This is a genomic window from Haloarcula sp. S1AR25-4, assembly GCF_031624555.1.
GTDB classification, from domain to species: domain Archaea; phylum Halobacteriota; class Halobacteria; order Halobacteriales; family Haloarculaceae; genus Haloarcula; species Haloarcula pellucida.
Genome location: NZ_JAMQOR010000002.1, coordinates 734661 through 752058, shown reverse-complemented (window position 1 = coordinate 752058; position 17398 = coordinate 734661). Strand labels below are relative to the sequence as shown.

Genomic DNA, 17398 nt, shown 5'->3' with positions numbered 1-17398 from the left:
CGGCGCGTGCTTAACGATTGCTACCAGTTAACACGACACGCACACTCACCCGGTCTCTGGGATGGGGTCCGAGATGACGACGGCGTCGCCTTCCACGACGCAGTCGCCGTCGGCGTCGTCGACGGCCGTCGCGAGTCGGAAGCGGTTCGCCTGCAACTGCTCGACCACCTCGCAGTGGGCCGTGACCCGCTCGCCGATGTCGACGGGGCCGCGGTAGCTGAGTTCTTGCGAGAGGTAGATTGTCATGCCCGGAAGGCGGGCGAGGGCGGCGCTGATGATGCCGGAGACGAGCGTCCCGTGGACGATGCGGCGGCCGAACCGACCCGCTTCGGCGAACGCGTCGTCGAGGTGGAGGCGGTTGGTGTCGCCGCTGACCTCCGCGAACCGCTCGACGTCTACCTCCGAGAGGGTCTTCGAGAAGCGGACGTGGTCGCCGACGTCGATGCCGTCGGCGGTGCCGTAGCTCTCGAACTCCCAGTCGTCGTTCTCGTACAGCGTGTCCGGCCGGGTGAACCGTCTGCGCTCCGGCTTCACCTCTCGCGACGGTTTCGGGTGTGCGAGGTGTGGGACGTACCGGGAGATGTCCGTCGTCGTGACGATGCCGACGAGTTCGCCGTCCTCGACGACGGGGAGTTTCTTGACACCGTGTGTGCGGAGGCGTTCGACCGCCGCCTCGATGTCGGCGTCGGGGCCGATGGTGACCAGCGCGGTTGCCATCACGTCGCCGACGGTCAGCGCGCGGGTGTCACCCTCCTCGGCGGTGACGGCGACGACATCGCTCTCGGTGATGATGCCGACGCAGTCGCCGTCTCGCTCGACGACGAGCGAGCCGATACCTTCGTCACGCAGGCGTCGCGCGGCTTCCACGACGGACTTGTCCGGGTCGATAGTCCGTGCCGGTGACTGCATGACCTCCCTGACGGGCAGTGGGACGAGCATCGTTCGAGACCTCTCAGTACAGGACCATAAACTCCGCCCGGCAGACTTGTGGTCGTGGCACGCGTCGCTCCGACGATGCGACGAGTCCCGTCCGGTGTCGTGGTCGCGTTGCTGGTCGTCCTCGCCGGGTGTACTGGGTTCGGTGTGCCTGCGGACTCCGCGAGGACTCCCGATTCGACCGCCGTGGGCGTCCCGAACGCCGGGCCACTCCCCGAGACGACGACCGACGTGTCGGTCACCGCCGTCGTCGACGGCGACACCATCCGCATCGAGTACGCCAACGGAACCAGAGACACCGTGCGGTTGGTCGGCGTCGACACGCCAGAGGTCACCGCCGAGAACGACCCCCCGGAGTTCGAGGGCGTGCCCGACACCGAGGCCGGGGCCAGTTGCCTCCGCGATGCGGGCGTCGCCGCCTCGAACTTCGCGAAAGAGCGCCTGCTGGGCGAGACGGTCGGTCTCGCGTTCGACCCCGACACCGACAGGCGGGGGTACTACGACCGACTGCTAGCGTACGTCGTCGTCGACGACCGACTGTTCAACTACCGTCTCGTCGCCACCGGTCGCGCCCGCGTCTACGACGAGAGTCCCTTCTCCCGGAAAGACCGCTTCCTCGCGGCCGAATCAGCCGCTCGCGAGGCCCGGAGCGGTCTCTGGGGCTGTGTCGACCCCGCCGCCGTCGACCGGACGACGCCGACGGTCACCGCGAGTGAGTCGGGACTGGCCGTCACCGATATCCACGCCGACGCCGACGGCAACGACAACGAGAACCTGAACGACGAGTACGTCGTCCTCGCGAACCGCGGCGACGCCCCGCTGTCCCTCACGGGATGGACCGTCGCGGACGAGGCCGGCCACGTCTACACCTTCCGGAACTACACGCTCGGGGCCGGGGAGAACGTCACCATCCACACGGGGAGCGGCACCGACACCCGGCGCGACCGCTACTGGGACCGGACGGGTGCGGTCTGGAACAACGGCGGCGATACGGTCGTCGTCCGGGACGCCGACGGTCGGATCGTCCTCGAACGCTCGTACTGAAAGCGGTCAGTCTCGTGGCTGTGCGTCTCGCTACTGCCCGGGGCGTCTCGTCGCCAGCGGCGACATCGGCCGGTCCGTGACGCCGCCGACCAGCGTCCCGGCCATCGCGGCGAACAGCGCCGCGAGGGTGAGGAACGCCGCGGCGAACGCGGCGGTCACGAGCGGGGTCGACCCCGCGATATCGGCCGCTACCAGCGTCATCAGGGCGAGTACGTGCCCGCCGAGCAGTCGTGTTTGCAGTGTCTTCATCGTGGATCTAGTTCGGCGCTGAAGGCGGTTAAGCCGCGCGAGACCCCTGTCTACGGGGCACACAGTCACACAGTCGCAGTAAGAGGCCCCTTCCCGCCGTCCCCACTCGCCGACGGCGGTACCGACCGGCAATATAAGCGCGTCGAGGGCCAACACGGGTGTATGGACGCCCGCCGGTACGCCCCGTCGCCGCGAGCGGTCGACTGGGGGCTGTTCGCGTCCGTCGTCGTCCTGCTGACGACGGGCGTGGCGACGATGTTCACCGGCACCCCGAGCACGGCGTGGGTCGTCGACCTCCACGCTATCGCGGGGGTCGTCCTCGTCTGCCTGCTCCCGGTGAAACTGTGGCGGGTCCGCCGGCGGGTCGCGCCCGACCGCCTGACGGGGCGACGGCTCTTCTCGCTCCTGCTGGCCGTCGACGCGGCGGCGGCGCTCGCGACCGGCGTCTGGTGGATATTCGGCGGGTCGCTCGATCTGGGACCGTGGGGTCTGTTTCACCTCCACGTCGGTCTCGGTCTCCTCGTCCCGCCGCTCCTGCTCGCACACCTGCGCTATCGCTTCCACTCGCCGTCGAGCGTGACGCGCCGCGGGCGGCGCGACGCCATCCGCTACGCCGGCCTCGTGACGGCGGGCGCGCTGGTCTGGCGGCTCCAGGGGCAGGTCAACGACGCGCTCGATACGGCGGGCGCCGACCGGCGCTACACCGGGTCCCGCGAGGAGGGGTCCGACGCGGGTAACCGGTTCCCGGTGACCAGTTGGGTCGCCGACGACCCGGACCCCGTCGACGCTGGCGACTGGCGACTGACGGTGACGGGCCGGGTCGAGAGCGAGCGGACGTACACGCTCGACGACGTTCCGACCGGCACGAGCGAGGACGCGGTTCTGGACTGTACGAGCGGGTGGTACTCCGGCCACGAGTGGCGGGGCGTCGGCGTCGGTGCCCTGCTGGACGCGGCCGACGTCGACGACGCCGCGAGGTGGGTGCAGTTCCGCTCGGTGACTGGCTACCGCTGGAGCCTCCCACTCGAAGCGGCCCGCGGCGCCCTGCTTGCGACGCACGTGGACGGCGAGCGGCTCTCGCACGGCCACGGCTTCCCGCTCCGACTCGTCGCGCCGGGGCGCCGGGGGTTCCAGTGGGTGAAGTGGGTCGAGGAGGTTCGGGTGACCCGCCGGCGGGAACTCGGCGAGTGGCTGGCGATATTCGTCAGCGGACTCTAGAGCAGCGCCCCGATGGTCGCCCAGAGGTCCGGCCCCTCCGCCTCGTAGTGGATGGGGACGAACCCGGCGGCTCGCCCGCCCTCTACGTCGGCTTCGTACTCGTCGCCGACCATGACGTACTCGTCGGCGGGCAGGCGCTCACGCAGGAGGTCGAACGGGGCCGCATCGGGCTTGTGCGCGCCGGCCTCGTAGGAGGCGACGACGACGTCGAACAGGTCGGTCAGGTCGTGGTGGTCGAGTTTCCCGATCTGCCACTCGCGGACGCCGTTCGTGATGACGGCGAGTTCGTTGTCCTCGGCGAGGCCTTCGAGACTGCTCCGAGCGGCGTCGGGGACCTCGGTCGCCGCGTAGTCGTTTTCCCGTAGCGTCTCGACCATCGCGTCGGGGTCGGCGTCGATGCCCGCCTCCGCGACGACGGCTGCCATCGCCGTCCGGTGGGGGTCCGGTTCGAGCGCGTCGAAGGCGCGCTGGTAGGCCGACCGCCCGACGGCTTCGAGGCCATCGTCGAGGGCGATACCGTGGGCGGCGAAGGTCGATTCCACCACCTCGCCGTACGGTCGCGTATAGTGGACCAGCGTCCCGTCGAGGTCGAAACAGAGGGCTGTCGTCATCCCTGATCGACGGGCCGACCGTCCTCCGTCGGCGGCGCGACGTAGTCGATGTAGCTTTCGGCGTCCGGTTCACGGACGGTCACCTCGACGTGGATGTCGCCCAGTTCCGAGGGGTCGCCGACGGCGAAGTTGACCCGGCCCTCGAAGGCCGCCTGTTTCTTCAGGTCGAAGGCGAAGGTCTCCCCCGAGAGCGAGTCGAAAAAGACCGAGCGCGCTGTGTCGAGAATCTCCGCGCGGTGGAGTTCCTCGGAGAACCCCTCCATCGTGTGTACCTCCGCGACGAGTTCGCCCTCGCGGTGGTCGGGGTCGGCCTCGGGGAACAGATTCCGAATCGCGTCGGCCACGCGGTCGGTCACCTCGGTGTCGTTGACCGGTGCGGTGATGCGGACGTCGACGCTGTACACTGCGCTCACGACTGGATCGCCTCCGGACCCTCCCGCAGCAGTGTGCGTACTTTCCGCTGGAAGGCCGCCAGCGACTCGGTGTTGTCGAGTTCGAGGTCGGCCATCTCCATGGCCTCGCCCATGCCAAAGCCCAGTTCGCGTTCGTCCCGGTCTTCGAGGGACTCGCCGCCGTCCTCGCGGCCGGCGTCACGGCCGCGCAGGTCCAGTCGCTCCGCGCGCAGTTCGAAGGGAGCGTCCACTTTCACGAGCAAGAAGTCCCCGCCGAAGGCGTCGCGGAACGCCTCGACTTCCACGTCCGAGCGGATGCCGTCGACGAGAACGGTGTCGCCGTCGGTGCGTTCGCGTTCGATGACCGGCAGCGACCGCTCGGCGATGGCGCCCGGCCCGTTCTCCTCGCGCAGGGCCGTCGCGACGTCGCCGTGGTGGGTCGCGGGGTCTAGCCCTCGGTCGCGGCACTCCTCGCGGATGACGTCGCCCATCGTCACGACCGGCACCCCCATGTCGGCGGCGACGTTGGCCGCCTCGCTCTTCCCACTGCCGGGTAGTCCGACGATACCGATGACTGTCATTGCCCTCGGTTTGTCGACAGCGGGCTAAAGACCTGCTGTTCTCGGTGTCGTCGCTTGCTGGTTCGTGGGACCGCTGCGACCAGCACTGCCAGCAACCCCCAGAGCGCGCCGTTCGCTCGCGTGCGTCGTCGTGGTCCGGGAGCGCGGCGCGCTCTCCTCAGCACGACGATCGCCGATTTTCGGCGACGACGAGACGTGGGAGTGCCGGCACCCGGGGCTTTCTGGCTCTCGGGAGTATCAAGCGACGCGATGCCAGCCGCTGTCTCGAAGCGGTAGTCGTCGGGTACTGCTCCTCACCGCTCGCGGACGACGACGAACTCCGCTAGGTCGCGCAGGTATTCCATCGACTGGGAGTCCGGGGCGTTCACTGTCGAGAGGGCGTCAAGCGCCGCGTCGGACTCCGCGCGGGCACGGTCGTTTGCCTCCTCGGTGGTCAGTTCGGTCACCTCGACCAGCGACGGGCGCTCCATCTCGGCGTCGTGGCCCGTTGGTTTGCCCAGCGTCTCGGCGTCGGCGGTGGCGTCTAAGACGTCGTCACGCATCTGGAAGGCCACGCCGACTCGTTCGGCGTACTCGCCCACCGCCTCGACGGTGTAGCCGTCGGCGTCGGCGGCGATAGCGCCCAGTTCCGCAGCGGCCCGAAACAGCGCGCCCGTCTTACGGCGGGCCAGTTGCATGTACTCCTCCTCGTTCGTGGGCTGGGCGACCAGTTCCGTCGCCTCGCCCTCGCCGAGTTCGACCATCGCCTCTGAGACGGTCTGCATCGCCCGTCCGTCGGCCGAAAAGAGGGCGAACGCTTCCCCCAGCAGGCCGTCTGAGGCGATGATGGCCGGGCCGTGGCCGAACTCCGCCCACGCCGCCGGGGTCCCGCGGCGCAACTCGGACTCGTCGATGATGTCGTCGATGACCAGCGAGGCGTTGTGGACGAGTTCGATGCCGACGGCGAAGTCGACGGCGTCGGCCGGTTCCCCACCCAGTGCCTCGCAGACGAGCACCGTCACTGTCGGTCGAACGCGTTTCCCACCCGAGAGCGCGACGTGACGGACCTCGTCGGCGAGTTCTTCTGGCTCGATGCCGTCCAGAACCGCTTCCAGTCGCTCCTCGACGCGGTCACGACGCCGCTCGAGATACTCCATTATGTACCAGTTAGAACCACCCGGAAAAGTACCTGACGACCCGCTTCCGGTGTCGTGTTCGCAGTACCCGCCCAGCGTCGACCTTGGACGGCCGTCTGCGGTCGATCTCGTCCGGGCGGCCCTCAAACACCGGGGCCGTCGAGAGCGACCGACTACAATCAGTAGCAATCCGGAAGCAACTCTTCGATCTGAGATAAGTACTCAGACTCTCGAAATATAGTCAGAAGAAATACAGCATTTCACATTTCATGACAATTCATGAACATCAGTATGCTTCGCATGTTACTTGGAAAGAAAGAATCTAATCCAGCGCTTCAATTAACCTATTCAGCTGTTATCGCGTTCGCTCTTGGGTTTGGATACTCTTTGAACAGCTTCGGTACAAGCTCCTTCGCTCCCCGAGGAGGGCCGGTGCCCCCAACAGTTACGACAATACTTGCGATCTCGTTAGCAGCGGGAGTAGCGTACTTTCACGGAGGTCTCCTTACCGGACTGGTAGGCTCGGTTATGGCCTTCTTCTCGACAGCAATAGTTGATGTCTCCCAATACTCAGGCTACACACTTTTAGAACGATTTCAATTCTTGTCACAATTGCTATTTCTCATTTTCTCGTGGGGCGTCTTGTTCGGTTGTCTTGGCTTTGTTGTTGGAGTTGTACTTAGATCGGTGAGAACCCGCCAGTAATCGAAACGGAGTGGGCGTTCGAGTAGGCGAACTATCTGAGAGGACCGCGCTCTCTCCAGTATGTCCCTACGCGTCATCGATCACGGCAGACCGTTCTGGCGTTCCACACTCGACTGGGCAGTTGTCTCGCTCGCTCGATTGACGTGACTGCTGTGTGCTGGGTTCGATGACGACCTCGGCGATAGGCTGCTAACAGCAAGAAACCCACCGACGAGACTCTGTCGAGACGCCCGAATCGCTACCCACCGAACTCTTCGATGAGTGCGGGCACGACGTCGAACAGGTCGTCCTGGATGCCGTAGTCGGCGATGTCGAAGATGGGCGCGTTGGGGTCGGTGTTGATGGCGACGATGGTATCGCTGCCTTTCATGCCGGCGACGTGCTGGACCGCTCCGGAGATGCCGATGGCGATGTACACGTCGGGCGTGACGACCGACCCTGACTGGCCGACCTGCCGGTCTTTTTCCAGCCAGTTGTTGTCGATGAGCGGTCGGGAGGCAGACACCGTCGCATCAAGCGTCTCTGCGAGGTCGAATATCATGTCGAGGTTCTCCTCCTCTTCGATACCGCGGCCCACCGAGACGAGGACGTCGGCGTCCGTGATGTCCACGTCGCCGCCGCCGACCTCTTCGAATCCGGTGACCGTCGACCTGACCGCCGACTCGTCGATGTCGGCGTCGAACGATTCGACGGTGGCGTCGCCGCTCCCCTCGGCGACCGGCCACTCGGCGGGCCGGACCGTCACCGCCGCGCGGTCGGCGTGGACGTCGATGGTCGTCTCGACTTTCGACCCGTACAGCTCACGGGTCGCGGTGAGTTCGTCGTCGTAGCCGAGATCGACCACGTCCGTCACCAGCGGCCAGTCCAGTCTGCTCGCGACCGCGGGCGCGTAGTCGAGGCCGTTGACGCTGTTCGGCATGACGAGCAGGTCGGGGTCGACGGCCTCGACCAGTTGGGTCACGACCTGTGTGTACACGTCGTGGTTGAACTCCTCGCCCTCGTCGACGGTGTGTATCGCGTCGACGCCCACGCGGTTCAGTCGCTCGGCGAACGCCTCGACGTCGCCACCGATGACGGCGGTGTGCAGTTCGCCGCCGGTCGCGTCGGCCAGTTCGCGGCCCGCGGTCAGCAGTTCCAGACTCACGTCGCGCAGTTCGCCCCGGCGGTGTTCCGCGACGGTGAGGACCGTCATCAGCTACCCACCCCCTTCTCACGGAGCAGACCAGCCAACTCGCTGGCCGTCTCCTCGGCACTGCCCTCGAACACCGTCGCCTCGCTCTCGCTCTCGGGTTCGTAGAGGTCCGTCTGCTCCAGCGAGCTCTCGACGTCCGCCGGCGTCAGGTCGAGGTCCGAGAGGGAGTACTCGGCCAGTTCCTTGCTCTGGGCCTGTCGGATGCCCCGAAGGCTGGCGTACCGTGGCTCGTTGATGCCGGTCTGTATCGTCAACACCGCGGGCAGTTCCACGTCGGTCAGTTCCTCGACGCTGCCCTCCAGTTCGCGGTGGACGTGTGCGACCCCCGCCTCCCAGTCGAGGTCGAGAGCGTTGACGACGGCCCCCCACTCGAAGCCGAGGTGTTCGGCGAGCGTGACGCCGGTCGCACCGAACCCGTCGTCGGCCGACTGCACGCCGGTGAGCACGAGGTCGGGGTCCTCCTCGGCGGCGACGGCGGCGATAAGCCGCGCCTTCGTCTCGGGGTCTAGCAGTCCCGCGTCGGCGAGTGCGTCGTCCCAGATCCGAATCGCGCGGTCCGCACCCTTCGCCAGCGCCTGCCGAATCGTGTCCTCGGTGTCTGCATCACCGATAGTCACGGCCACGACTTCGACGTCGTCGCCGGCCTCCTGTATCTGGACGGCCGCCTCGACGGCGTAGTCGTCCCACTCGTTGAGGTCGTACGTGACGTACCGGTCGTCGATACCGAGTCCGTCTATCTCGAACTCGTCGTCGACGTGGGCCACCTCCTTCACCGTGACAAGGATTTTCATACCACGCAGTGGGGTCGGACAGCGAATAAACGTTTCCGAACCAGAAACCACTACGGTGGGGTTTACGACGACTACTCGTCTATCTCGGTGACGTCCTCGTCGGGGAAGGAGATGAGGTTCTCCCGGCCGATGCGGAGTTTGTCGATGCGGTCGTCCTCGTCCATCGCCGAGAGCAACTGCGACACTTTCGCGTTCGACCACCCCGTCTCCTTGACGATGCGGGCCTGCTTCATCCGGCCCCCGTTCTGTTCGAGGAGGCGCTCGACGCGCTCCTCGTCGCTCAACAGGGTGACGTCGACCTCCGCTTCGTCTGCCTCGTCGACCGCCGCCTCGTCGGCCGACCCGTTCGTGGACGCCCCGGTAGCGACCTCGGCGTCGGGCCCCCCAGTATCGCCGCCTGTCGTGTTCGTCGCTCCGGCCGCCGGCACGTCGTCGTCGTCGTCGCGGTTCATGTACCCGACGGCCACGACGAGTCCGATGACCAGCATGAGGACGGCCCCTATCCACAGCGGCGGGTCGCCGAGTAACTCACCGTTCGGCGTCTCCTCGGATCCCGGAGCCGACGTCTCCTGGTCACCCGTGTAGACGATTTCGAGGTAGCCTGGTTCGAACGTTCGGGGGCCGACGAACCGGAGTTCGCCGTTCTGGACACCCATCGTCGGGGGTGAACTCTGGACGCCGTAGCCCGTCGGCGCCGAGATGACGAGCGTCTGGTTCGCGGTGAGGCTGTCGAACCACGTGCCACTGGGCGTGTCGAACGCGTCGTCGATGATAAGGCGGTCGTCTTCGACCGTCGCGAAGTTGCGCCAGGTGAACTCGAGTACGAGCGTCCCGCTGTCCGCGTTGACGACGTAGTCCCGGTTCATCCCGGTGATGTTCATCTCGCGGCCCGTCGCCGCCGTCGCGGCCTCGTTGGCCTCTCGGAACGCCGTTTCCCACCCCGTTTCGGCCTCACCGTCGACGTACCGTTTGGCGAGTTCTTCGAATGCCTCCGTGTCGTTCCGGTCTTCGAGCGCGTACGTGTCGGTAATCGTCCAGCGCGCGTCACCGTTCGACTGTAACTGGAGGTAGAACGTCGTGTTCTCGGTGACCGGCGTCGGCGTCTCGGTCGGCGACGTCTGGGCGACAGCGACGCCGTCCGACAGGGCCGGTGTCGCCACGGCTGACGCCGTCGCCAGCACCGCGACGAGGACGATGAGGAGGGCGGCAGATATCCGCGAGGACATTTCCACTCGTGGATGCTCAGTCCGTCGGCAAAACCCTTTCCATCCGCGAATAAAACGTCAGCTCCCTTTTTGAAAGGTTTCGCGCCTTCTCTGCCGTCTATCCTCGCTATGGCAATAGGGGGATTTTTGTACTCTCCGCATTAACCCGGTGGTGATGCGACTCCTCCCTGCCCTCCTCGTCGCACTGCTGCTTGCGAGTGCGACGGCAGCCCCCGCTGCTGGCTGGAACACGGCACCGGCGCAGTCGGTCTCGGACGCGTCCGTGTCTCCCCGCATAACGCCTATCGCCAACACGACGAACCATCTCACGATTCCACCCGACGAGATACAGGCGACCGGGTTCAACGAGACGGGTATCGACGTCGGGACGGCGGTCGCCTCCGGCTCCCGACAGCTACACCAACGACACGGAGCGTCGACGTTCGAAAAGCGGTTCCGCCGTGCCGACTCGGAGGCCGCGCGACGGCAACTCGTCCGCGGGACGCTGGCGGCCGCCGAACGCAGAACAGCGCAACTGCGACAGCGCCAGCAGACGGCTATCAGCCGCTACGCGGCGGGCGAGATCTCTGAGCGTGAACTCCTCCGAGTCCGCGTACTCGTCGACGCCGAATCACGTGCCCTGCTCGACACGCTCGACCGTATCTCGGCGGCCCAGCAACTCGAACCCGACTACTCGATGACCAGCGGCATGGAGGCCCGTCTGCGAAACATCGAGGGGGCGTTACAGCTACTGCACGGACCGGTCAGCAAGCGGGTGCGAGCGACCGTCACGGGCGCCAGCGACGCGAGCATCGTGTACGTCGAGGGCTCCTCGGAAGGCTACATGTTCGCGACCGTCGACGGCAGCGAGTACGTCCGTGAGACGTCCCTCGGCAGCGAGCGACAACCCACGCAACCGGACCAGTTCGCCGAGGGCGCCTCCGGGGACACGAACCGCCTCGACGTGGCTGACAACCGCGCCTCGGAACTGTACACCTGGCTCTACGAGCGACAGCGGCCGAGTTTCACCTACTACGGGACCTCCGGCATCTACGAACTGACCGCGAACCACCCCAACGGTCGACTTACCGCGTACCTCGACGGCGGGACGACGAACGTCTTCTACGAACTCCAGCACCGACAGTTGGCTACCGTACAGACCACGGAAACCCGACAGTCGGTCAACGAGTCGCTCCGTCTGGAGGTCCAACGAGCGTACTCGACCGGTCCCCTGTTCGTCGAGGTCACGAACAACGAGACCGGCGCTCCGGTAGATGCGACCGTCCACATCGACGGCCGCCGCGTCGGCACCGGTGGGACCGACGGCGTTCTCTGGACCGTCGAACCGCGCGGGGAGTACACGGTGACGGTGACGACGGCCAACGGCACCCGGACGTCGGTCACCGTACCCGAACGCTAACCGCCGGCGCGCGTCGTCGAACCGATGCCGACTCGGTACACGGCGTGGTACCGAGGGTCGTGTCTCGCCTCGCCCGCTACGGTACCGCCGTCGCTACGGCTTACTCCGGTACGTCGGCGATCGTGGTAATCGCACGCGGGCTACCCGGCCGGGACTGCTGGATGTGGTGCTCGAACCGCTCGAACCCGGCGGCCTCGAACATCCGGTCGGCCTCCGCCTCGTCGTAGAACAACATGATGGCGTCGGCCACCTTCTGGAAGAGCGAGGAGTTGGGGTAGTCCGGCCCGACGATGAGGACCGTGCCACCGGGTTTCGTGATGCGGCGACACTCCTCTAGCGCGTCGACGGGATTCGGCCAGTACTCGATAGAGCCCGACGACCAGACGACGTCGAAGGTATCGTCTTTGAACGGGAGCCGTTCGGCATCGCCCACGTGAAAGCGCACGTTCCCGCGCTTGCCGAACTTCTGGTAGGCTTTCGAGAGCTGGTGGGGGCTCTGGTCGAGACCGTACACGGTGTCGACGTGTTGAAGTAGCCCTTCGGTGGCGAAACCGGTGCCACAGCCGACGTCCAGGACGCGGTCCTCTGGGGCTACGTCCAGCATCTCGATGGCCTCGTCACGCATCCGCTCGTCCCAGATGAATGGGTTGATGGTGTCGTAGACCTTCGAGAGGTACTTATAGAACGTCCGCGCACGGGCTTTGTTCTCGAGGACTCCCATTACCCACTCGTTAGGGGTTCGCGGTCATAATTCCCCGGATTTCGGTCTGGGGCCACACGCCGCCCCGATTCGCCGGTTGCGAGAAACTCTCATGCAGGCGCGGAAACTTCGCAACTACCAAATAGCCGCTCTAGCAACGGGCACACGATTAGAGAATGCCACGGCCAGAAGTTCTAGACCGGATAAAGGAGGCCGAGCAGGAGGCCGACGACATCGTCGCTGAGGCCGAAGAGTACCGCGAAGAGCGGATCGCAGAGGCCCGAGAACGGGCCGACGAAATTCGCGAAGAGGCCGAGCAGGAGGCCGAGGCGACGGCCGAGGAGCGTCTCGAAGACGCTCGCGAGGACATCGAGGCCGAACGCGAGGAACTCATCGCCGAGGGTGAGGAGGCTCGCGCCGAACTCGAGGAACAGGCCGCCGGTCGCGAAGACGAGGTGGTCGACTACGTCACAGACCTCTTCGAGGAGGCGGTACATGCTCAGACCTGAGAAGATGTGCCGCGTCTCGGTGACGGGGTCGAAGCGTGTCATGGGGCAGGCCATCGAGGCGGTCCACGACCTCGATATGCTTCACGTCACCGAGTACGACGGGTCCTGGGACGGGTTCGAGCCCGGTGACCCCGTCAAGGGGGCCGACTCGGCCTCCGACCAGCTCGTCACCGTCCGGTCGCTGCAGTCCATCCTCGACGTCGACGAGGAGGACGCCGGACCGACGCGCCTCGTCACCGACGACGCGCTCGAAGAGGACCTAGAAGAGATCCGGACGCAGGTCAACGAACTCGACGACCGCCGTGACGACATCCGCGACGACCTCCGGGACGTCGAGGAACGCATCAGTACGATGGAGCCGTTCGTCACGCTCGGCATCGACCTCGACTTGCTTCGGGACTACGAGTCGCTTGCCGTCGCCGTCGGCGAAGGCGACGCAGACGAGGTGAAGATCGCGCTCGCGGACAGCGACGTCGACACGTTCGAGGTCCGGTCCGAGGACGACGTCGTCGCCGTCTTCGCTCAGACCGACGAGAGTACGCTCCAGGACACCCTCGTCGGCGCGACCTTCTCGGGACTCGAGATACCCGATGGCGACGGTGACCCGACGGAGTACTTAGAAGAACTGCAACACCAGAAACAGAAGCTCGAGTCCAAGCTCGGCACCGTCGAGGACGAACTCGACGACCTTCGACTCGACTACGCGGGCTTCCTACTGGCCGCAGAAGAGAAGCTCTCCATCGAGGTCCAGAAGGCCGAGGCGCCGCTGACCTTCGCGACGACGGAGAACGCCTTCATCGCCGAGGGCTGGATTCCCAACGAGCGCTACAGCGAGTTCGAGAGCGCAGTCGAGGCCGACGTTTCGGAAGCGGTCGACATCGAGAAGCTCGAAATCGCCGAGTACGACGAGGGCCACGTCCACTCCCGCGAGGAGGTCGAACACGAGGGTGGCAACGGTGGGGTCGAAGAAGACGAGGAAGCGACCATCACAGAGGCCGGCGACACCTCCCAGGAGGCCGTCGCCGACGGCGGACTGGTCACGATGGACAACGACCAGCCGCCCGTCATCCAGGACAACCCCGGCGTCGTCCGACCGTTCGAGGACCTCGTCGAGGTCGTCAACCGGCCGAAGTACAGCGAGTTCGACCCGACGGTCGTCTTCTTCCTGACGTTCCCGGCGTTCTACGGGTTCATGATCGGCGACCTCGGGTACGGTCTGCTGTACTTCCTCGCGGGGTACTTCCTGTACTCGAACGTCGAGAGCGACGTCTTGAAGAGTCTCGGCGGCGTCGCGATGTGGGCCGGCGGGTTCACTGCGCTGTTCGGCGTCCTCTACGGCGAGTTCTTCGGCTTGCACCAGCTCGGTGAAATCGTCTGGGGCGGCAACCCGCCGATCCACAAGGGACTCCAGCCGGTCTACGGTGACTACGCCATCGCGTGGCTGACCATCAGCCTGCTCGCTGGCATGCTCCATCTCGCTATCGGCTGGACGTTCGACTTCGTGAAGAACCTCGGCCACGGGCTCTGGGACGCCGTCACCGAGAGCGGGTCGTGGCTCCTGATGCTGTTCGGCCTGTGGGCGTGGGTGTTCTCCGGCGCCAACGGCGCCGCACCGAACTTCCTCTACACCGCAGAGGAGGGTATCTTCGCCGGGCACCCGTTCGCGCTCGGGTTCGCCGGCCTGCCGGCTATCAACCTGTTCACGATTCCGGGGCTCGGCGCGCCATTCTCGGCGTGGCTGATCCTGTTCTTCGCCGGCCTCGTGCTGCTGGCACTCGCCGACCCCATCGAAGTCGTCGAGTTCCTGAACGTGTTCGTGAACGTCCTGTCGTACACCCGACTCGCCGCAGTGTTGCTCGCGAAGGCCGGGATGGCCTTCGTGGTCAACCTGCTGTTCTTCGGCGTGTACGTCGTCGAGACGGGGCACGGTGCCGAATGGCACTTCGGTATCAATCACTCACCGGCCCATATGCTCGCGGAAGGGACCTATCACGGCCACGAGGTCACCGAAGTGATGTTCGGCGGCCTGATGCACTCGGGCATCGCCGGCGTCGTCGGCGGCCTCCTCGTCCTCGTGCTGGGTCACGTCCTCGTCCTCGTGCTGGGTGTCACCAGCGCGGGTCTACAGGGTGTGCGTCTCGAGTACGTCGAGTTCTTCGGCAAGTTCTTCGAGGGCGGCGGCAAGGCCTACAGCCCGTTCGGTTACGAGCGGAACTACACGACCGACGACTGAGCGGCCGACACCGTTCCTGACGACGCCTTTTTTGACGACGAGCTCCCACGAGGGTAGCGATAGCTCCGGTTCGACACGAGCGACGGCTGGTACCAGCTCACAACCACCGCGTCTACAGCCGCTAAATCGCCCGAATAGCCTATTGACGAAGTGTTTTGGGAAGCTTTATGAACTACGTGGAGTCACATACGCCTGTTCGGACACGAGCAATCTCAGAGAGGACTTCAACAACATGATTGAAAACATCGCACTCGTTGTCAACGCTGTACTGCAGGAAGGTACCACCGGCGCCGCACCGGCCATCCCGGCTGGTGCCGCCGCGGCCCTCGCCGTCGGGCTGGCCGCGCTGGGCTCCGGATACGCAGAGCGCGGTATCGGTGCCGCCGCAGTCGGTGCCATCGCAGAGGACGACAGCATGTTCGGTCGTGGCCTCATCCTGACGGTCCTGCCGGAGACACTCGTCATCCTCGCGCTGGTCGTCGTCTTCATCCTCGGTTAACCACCCACCCCCTTTTCCAACAATGAGCCTTGATACAGTCGTAGAGGACATCCGAGACGAGGCCCGCGCGCGTGCAGACGAGATACGCGAAGCGGCCGACGAGCGTGCCGAGGAGATCATCTCCGAGGCCGAGGCCGACGCCGACCAGATCCGAGAGGAGCGCGAGGCAGAAGTCGACCGCGAGATCGAGCAGGAACGCGAGCAGCGTCTCTCCTCGGCGAAGCTCGAGGCCAAGCAGGCCCGACTCGGCGCCCGTCGCGACGTCCTTCAGGACGTCCGCGAGGACGTCGAACAGGCCATCGCCGACCTCGAAGGCGACCGCCGCGAAGAGCTGACGCGGTCGCTCATCTCGGCGGCAGTCGAGGAGTTCGACGACGATAGCCTCCAGGTCTACGGCCGCGCCGACGACCAGGACCTCATCGAGGATATCCTCACCGACTACGACGACGCAGAGTTCGCCGGGGAATACGATTGTCTCGGCGGTGTGGTTGTCGAGAGCGAGGCCTCCCGCGTCCGTGTGAACAACACGTTCGACTCCGTGCTGGAGAGCGTCTGGGAGGACAACCTGAAAGCAATCAGCGACCGCCTCTTCGAAGCACAATGAGCAGCCAAGGGACGGCAAAACGCGGCCGGAGCTCGAATTACGAGTACGTCATCGCTCGGGTTCGCTCCCGTCGTGCCTCGCTGTTCGACGACGACGACTACCGCAAACTGGTCCGCATGGGAACGGGCGAGATCGCCCGATTCATGGAGGAGACCGAGTACGAGTCCGAGATGAACGCCCTCGGGTCGCGGTACTCCGGCGTCGACCTCGTCGAGTACGCGCTCAACCGCAACCTCGCGAAGCACTTCGACGACCTGCTCCGCTGGTCGGAAGGCGCGCTGTACGACTACATCGCCCGATACCTGCGGAAGTTCGACGTCTGGAACGTCAAGACGGTCATCCGTGGCCTCTACGCCGACTCGGACGCGACCGAGGTCGAAGACGACCTCATCCGTGCCGGCGAGTTCAGTGAGCGCCGAATCGACCAGTTGCTGAACGCCGGCTCCATCGAAGAAGTCGTCGAGCAACTCGATGACACCATCTTCGGCGACTCGCTGGCCGAGGCCTACGAGGTGTACGAGGAGAGCAACGTCCTCGTGCCACTGGAAAACGCCGTCGACCGCGCTTTCTACGAGATGATGCTGGACGGGCTTCCGGACAACCCGGAGATAGACAGCCCGACCGGTCTCTACGTCGAGTTCCTCGAAGCCGAAGTCGACTTCCGGAACCTCCGGAACGCCCTTCGGCTGGCACGGAGCGGCGCCGACATCGACCCCTCCGAGTACTACATCGAGGGGGGCAAGCTGTTCGACGAACAGTCGCTCGCACAGCTCGCGTCGAACTTCGACGGACTCGTCGCCGCCGTCCGTGAGAGCACGTACGGTGACGACCTCGATCAGGCGCTCGGCGCGCTCGAAGACGCCGAGAACCTCATCGAGTTCGAGCGTGCGCTGGACGCGGCGCTATTGGAGTACGCCGACCGACTCTCGAATCGCTACCCGTTGTCGGTCTGCCCGGTGCTGTCGTACATCCTCGCGAAGGAGCGAGAGGTCGACAACATCCGTGCCATCGCACGCGGCCGGGAGGCCGGGCTCGAACCCGACGAAATCGAACAGGAACTGGTGATACTATGAGCCAGGAGATAGCCGTTATCGGGAGCCCGGAGTTCACGACGGGGTTCCGACTGGCAGGCGTCCGCAAGTTCGCGGACGTTCCCGCCGAAGAGAAAGACGAGCATCTGGACGACGCCGTAGAGGAGATACTCACGGACGACGACGTCGGCATCGTCGTGATGCACGACGACGACCTGGAACACCTCTCTCGCGGCGTCCGAAAGAACGCCGAGACGAGTGTCGAGCCCGTGCTGGTGACACTCGGCGGTGGCACCGGCAGCGGCGGGCTGCGTGAACAGATCAAACGAGCCATCGGTATCGACCTGATGGACGAAGACTAAC

The 17398-nt window shown here is 65.6% G+C and carries 19 protein-coding genes; 9 read left to right on the top strand and 10 right to left on the bottom strand.

Annotated elements, in window-relative coordinates; genetic code table 11:
• Positions 1-45: 45 nt before the first annotated feature.
• Positions 46-939: a CBS domain-containing protein gene (locus tag NDI85_RS12485; protein WP_188995984.1), complete on the bottom strand. Its 894-nt coding sequence runs from the start codon at positions 937-939 to the stop codon at positions 46-48.
• Between the two features lie 75 nt (positions 940-1014).
• On the opposite strand from NDI85_RS12485, the gene NDI85_RS12480 reads away from it, so the two are divergent.
• On the top strand, positions 1015-1980 hold the full coding sequence (locus NDI85_RS12480; RefSeq protein WP_310915951.1) for a lamin tail domain-containing protein: 966 nt from the start codon (positions 1015-1017) through the stop codon (positions 1978-1980).
• A 30-nt stretch (positions 1981-2010) separates the two neighbouring features.
• Here NDI85_RS12480 and NDI85_RS12475 read toward each other — a convergent pair whose 3' ends face one another.
• Positions 2011-2229: a hypothetical protein gene (locus tag NDI85_RS12475; protein WP_310915950.1), complete on the bottom strand. Its 219-nt coding sequence runs from the start codon at positions 2227-2229 to the stop codon at positions 2011-2013.
• Positions 2230-2391: 162 nt separating this feature from the next.
• On the opposite strand from NDI85_RS12475, the gene NDI85_RS12470 reads away from it, so the two are divergent.
• Positions 2392-3447, top strand: coding sequence for a molybdopterin-dependent oxidoreductase (locus tag NDI85_RS12470; protein ID WP_310915949.1), 1056 nt, complete (start codon positions 2392-2394; stop codon positions 3445-3447).
• On the opposite strand, the gene NDI85_RS12465 is transcribed toward NDI85_RS12470, so the two are convergent.
• The 7 genes from NDI85_RS12465 to NDI85_RS12435 form a co-directional block, all read right to left on the bottom strand.
• Positions 3444-4058, bottom strand: coding sequence for an HAD family hydrolase (locus tag NDI85_RS12465; protein WP_310915948.1), 615 nt, complete (start codon positions 4056-4058; stop codon positions 3444-3446). The genes NDI85_RS12470 and NDI85_RS12465 overlap by 4 nt on opposite strands.
• Positions 4055-4471: an RNA-binding domain-containing protein gene (locus tag NDI85_RS12460; RefSeq protein ID WP_188995994.1), complete on the bottom strand. Its 417-nt coding sequence runs from the start codon at positions 4469-4471 to the stop codon at positions 4055-4057. The genes NDI85_RS12465 and NDI85_RS12460 overlap by 4 nt, the downstream gene beginning before the upstream one ends.
• A complete protein-coding gene (locus NDI85_RS12455; RefSeq protein ID WP_188995996.1) occupies positions 4468-5031 on the bottom strand; it encodes an AAA family ATPase in 564 nt (187 codons plus the stop codon). Before NDI85_RS12455 ends, NDI85_RS12460 begins: the two co-directional genes overlap by 4 nt.
• A 293-nt stretch (positions 5032-5324) precedes the next feature.
• Positions 5325-6167, bottom strand: a complete 843-nt coding sequence (locus NDI85_RS12450) for a polyprenyl synthetase family protein (protein ID WP_166966630.1) — start codon at positions 6165-6167, stop codon at positions 5325-5327.
• A gap of 922 nt (positions 6168-7089) precedes the next feature.
• The gene (locus NDI85_RS12445; protein ID WP_188996000.1) at positions 7090-8043 is read right to left on the bottom strand and encodes an electron transfer flavoprotein subunit alpha/FixB family protein; all 954 of its coding nucleotides are present in this window, start codon (positions 8041-8043) and stop codon (positions 7090-7092) included.
• Positions 8043-8834, bottom strand: coding sequence for an electron transfer flavoprotein subunit beta/FixA family protein (locus tag NDI85_RS12440; protein ID WP_310915947.1), 792 nt, complete (start codon positions 8832-8834; stop codon positions 8043-8045). The genes NDI85_RS12445 and NDI85_RS12440 overlap by 1 nt, the downstream gene beginning before the upstream one ends.
• A 71-nt stretch (positions 8835-8905) precedes the next feature.
• The gene (locus tag NDI85_RS12435; RefSeq protein WP_188996004.1) at positions 8906-10060 is read right to left on the bottom strand and encodes a hypothetical protein; all 1155 of its coding nucleotides are present in this window, start codon (positions 10058-10060) and stop codon (positions 8906-8908) included.
• A 154-nt stretch (positions 10061-10214) separates the two neighbouring features.
• Here NDI85_RS12435 and NDI85_RS12430 point away from each other — a divergent pair, with 154 nt between their 5' ends.
• Entirely contained in the window at positions 10215-11459 is a 1245-nt protein-coding gene (locus NDI85_RS12430) for a hypothetical protein (RefSeq protein ID WP_188996006.1), read from the top strand.
• A 100-nt stretch (positions 11460-11559) separates the two neighbouring features.
• On the opposite strand, the gene NDI85_RS12425 is transcribed toward NDI85_RS12430, so the two are convergent.
• Positions 11560-12180, bottom strand: coding sequence for a methyltransferase domain-containing protein (locus NDI85_RS12425; RefSeq protein ID WP_310915946.1), 621 nt, complete (start codon positions 12178-12180; stop codon positions 11560-11562).
• A 155-nt stretch (positions 12181-12335) separates the two neighbouring features.
• Here NDI85_RS12425 and ahaH point away from each other — a divergent pair, with 155 nt between their 5' ends.
• The 6 genes from ahaH to NDI85_RS12395 all read left to right on the top strand — a co-directional run bounded on the left by ahaH (position 12336) and on the right by NDI85_RS12395 (position 17397).
• Positions 12336-12668, top strand: coding sequence for an ATP synthase archaeal subunit H (gene ahaH / locus NDI85_RS12420; RefSeq protein WP_188996010.1), 333 nt, complete (start codon positions 12336-12338; stop codon positions 12666-12668).
• Positions 12655-14901, top strand: coding sequence for a V-type ATP synthase subunit I (locus NDI85_RS12415; RefSeq protein WP_188996012.1), 2247 nt, complete (start codon positions 12655-12657; stop codon positions 14899-14901). Before ahaH ends, NDI85_RS12415 begins: the two co-directional genes overlap by 14 nt.
• Positions 14902-15133: 232 nt before the next feature.
• Complete coding sequence (locus NDI85_RS12410) at positions 15134-15400, top strand: F0F1 ATP synthase subunit C (protein ID WP_188996014.1); 267 nt, start codon at positions 15134-15136, stop codon at positions 15398-15400.
• A gap of 22 nt (positions 15401-15422) precedes the next feature.
• On the top strand, positions 15423-16004 hold the full coding sequence (locus NDI85_RS12405; RefSeq protein ID WP_310915945.1) for a V-type ATP synthase subunit E: 582 nt from the start codon (positions 15423-15425) through the stop codon (positions 16002-16004).
• On the top strand, positions 16001-17077 hold the full coding sequence (locus tag NDI85_RS12400) for a V-type ATP synthase subunit C (RefSeq protein ID WP_188996018.1): 1077 nt from the start codon (positions 16001-16003) through the stop codon (positions 17075-17077). The genes NDI85_RS12405 and NDI85_RS12400 overlap by 4 nt, the downstream gene beginning before the upstream one ends.
• Complete coding sequence (locus tag NDI85_RS12395) at positions 17074-17397, top strand: V-type ATP synthase subunit F (protein WP_188996019.1); 324 nt, start codon at positions 17074-17076, stop codon at positions 17395-17397. The genes NDI85_RS12400 and NDI85_RS12395 overlap by 4 nt, the downstream gene beginning before the upstream one ends.
• Position 17398 lies beyond the last annotated feature (1 nt).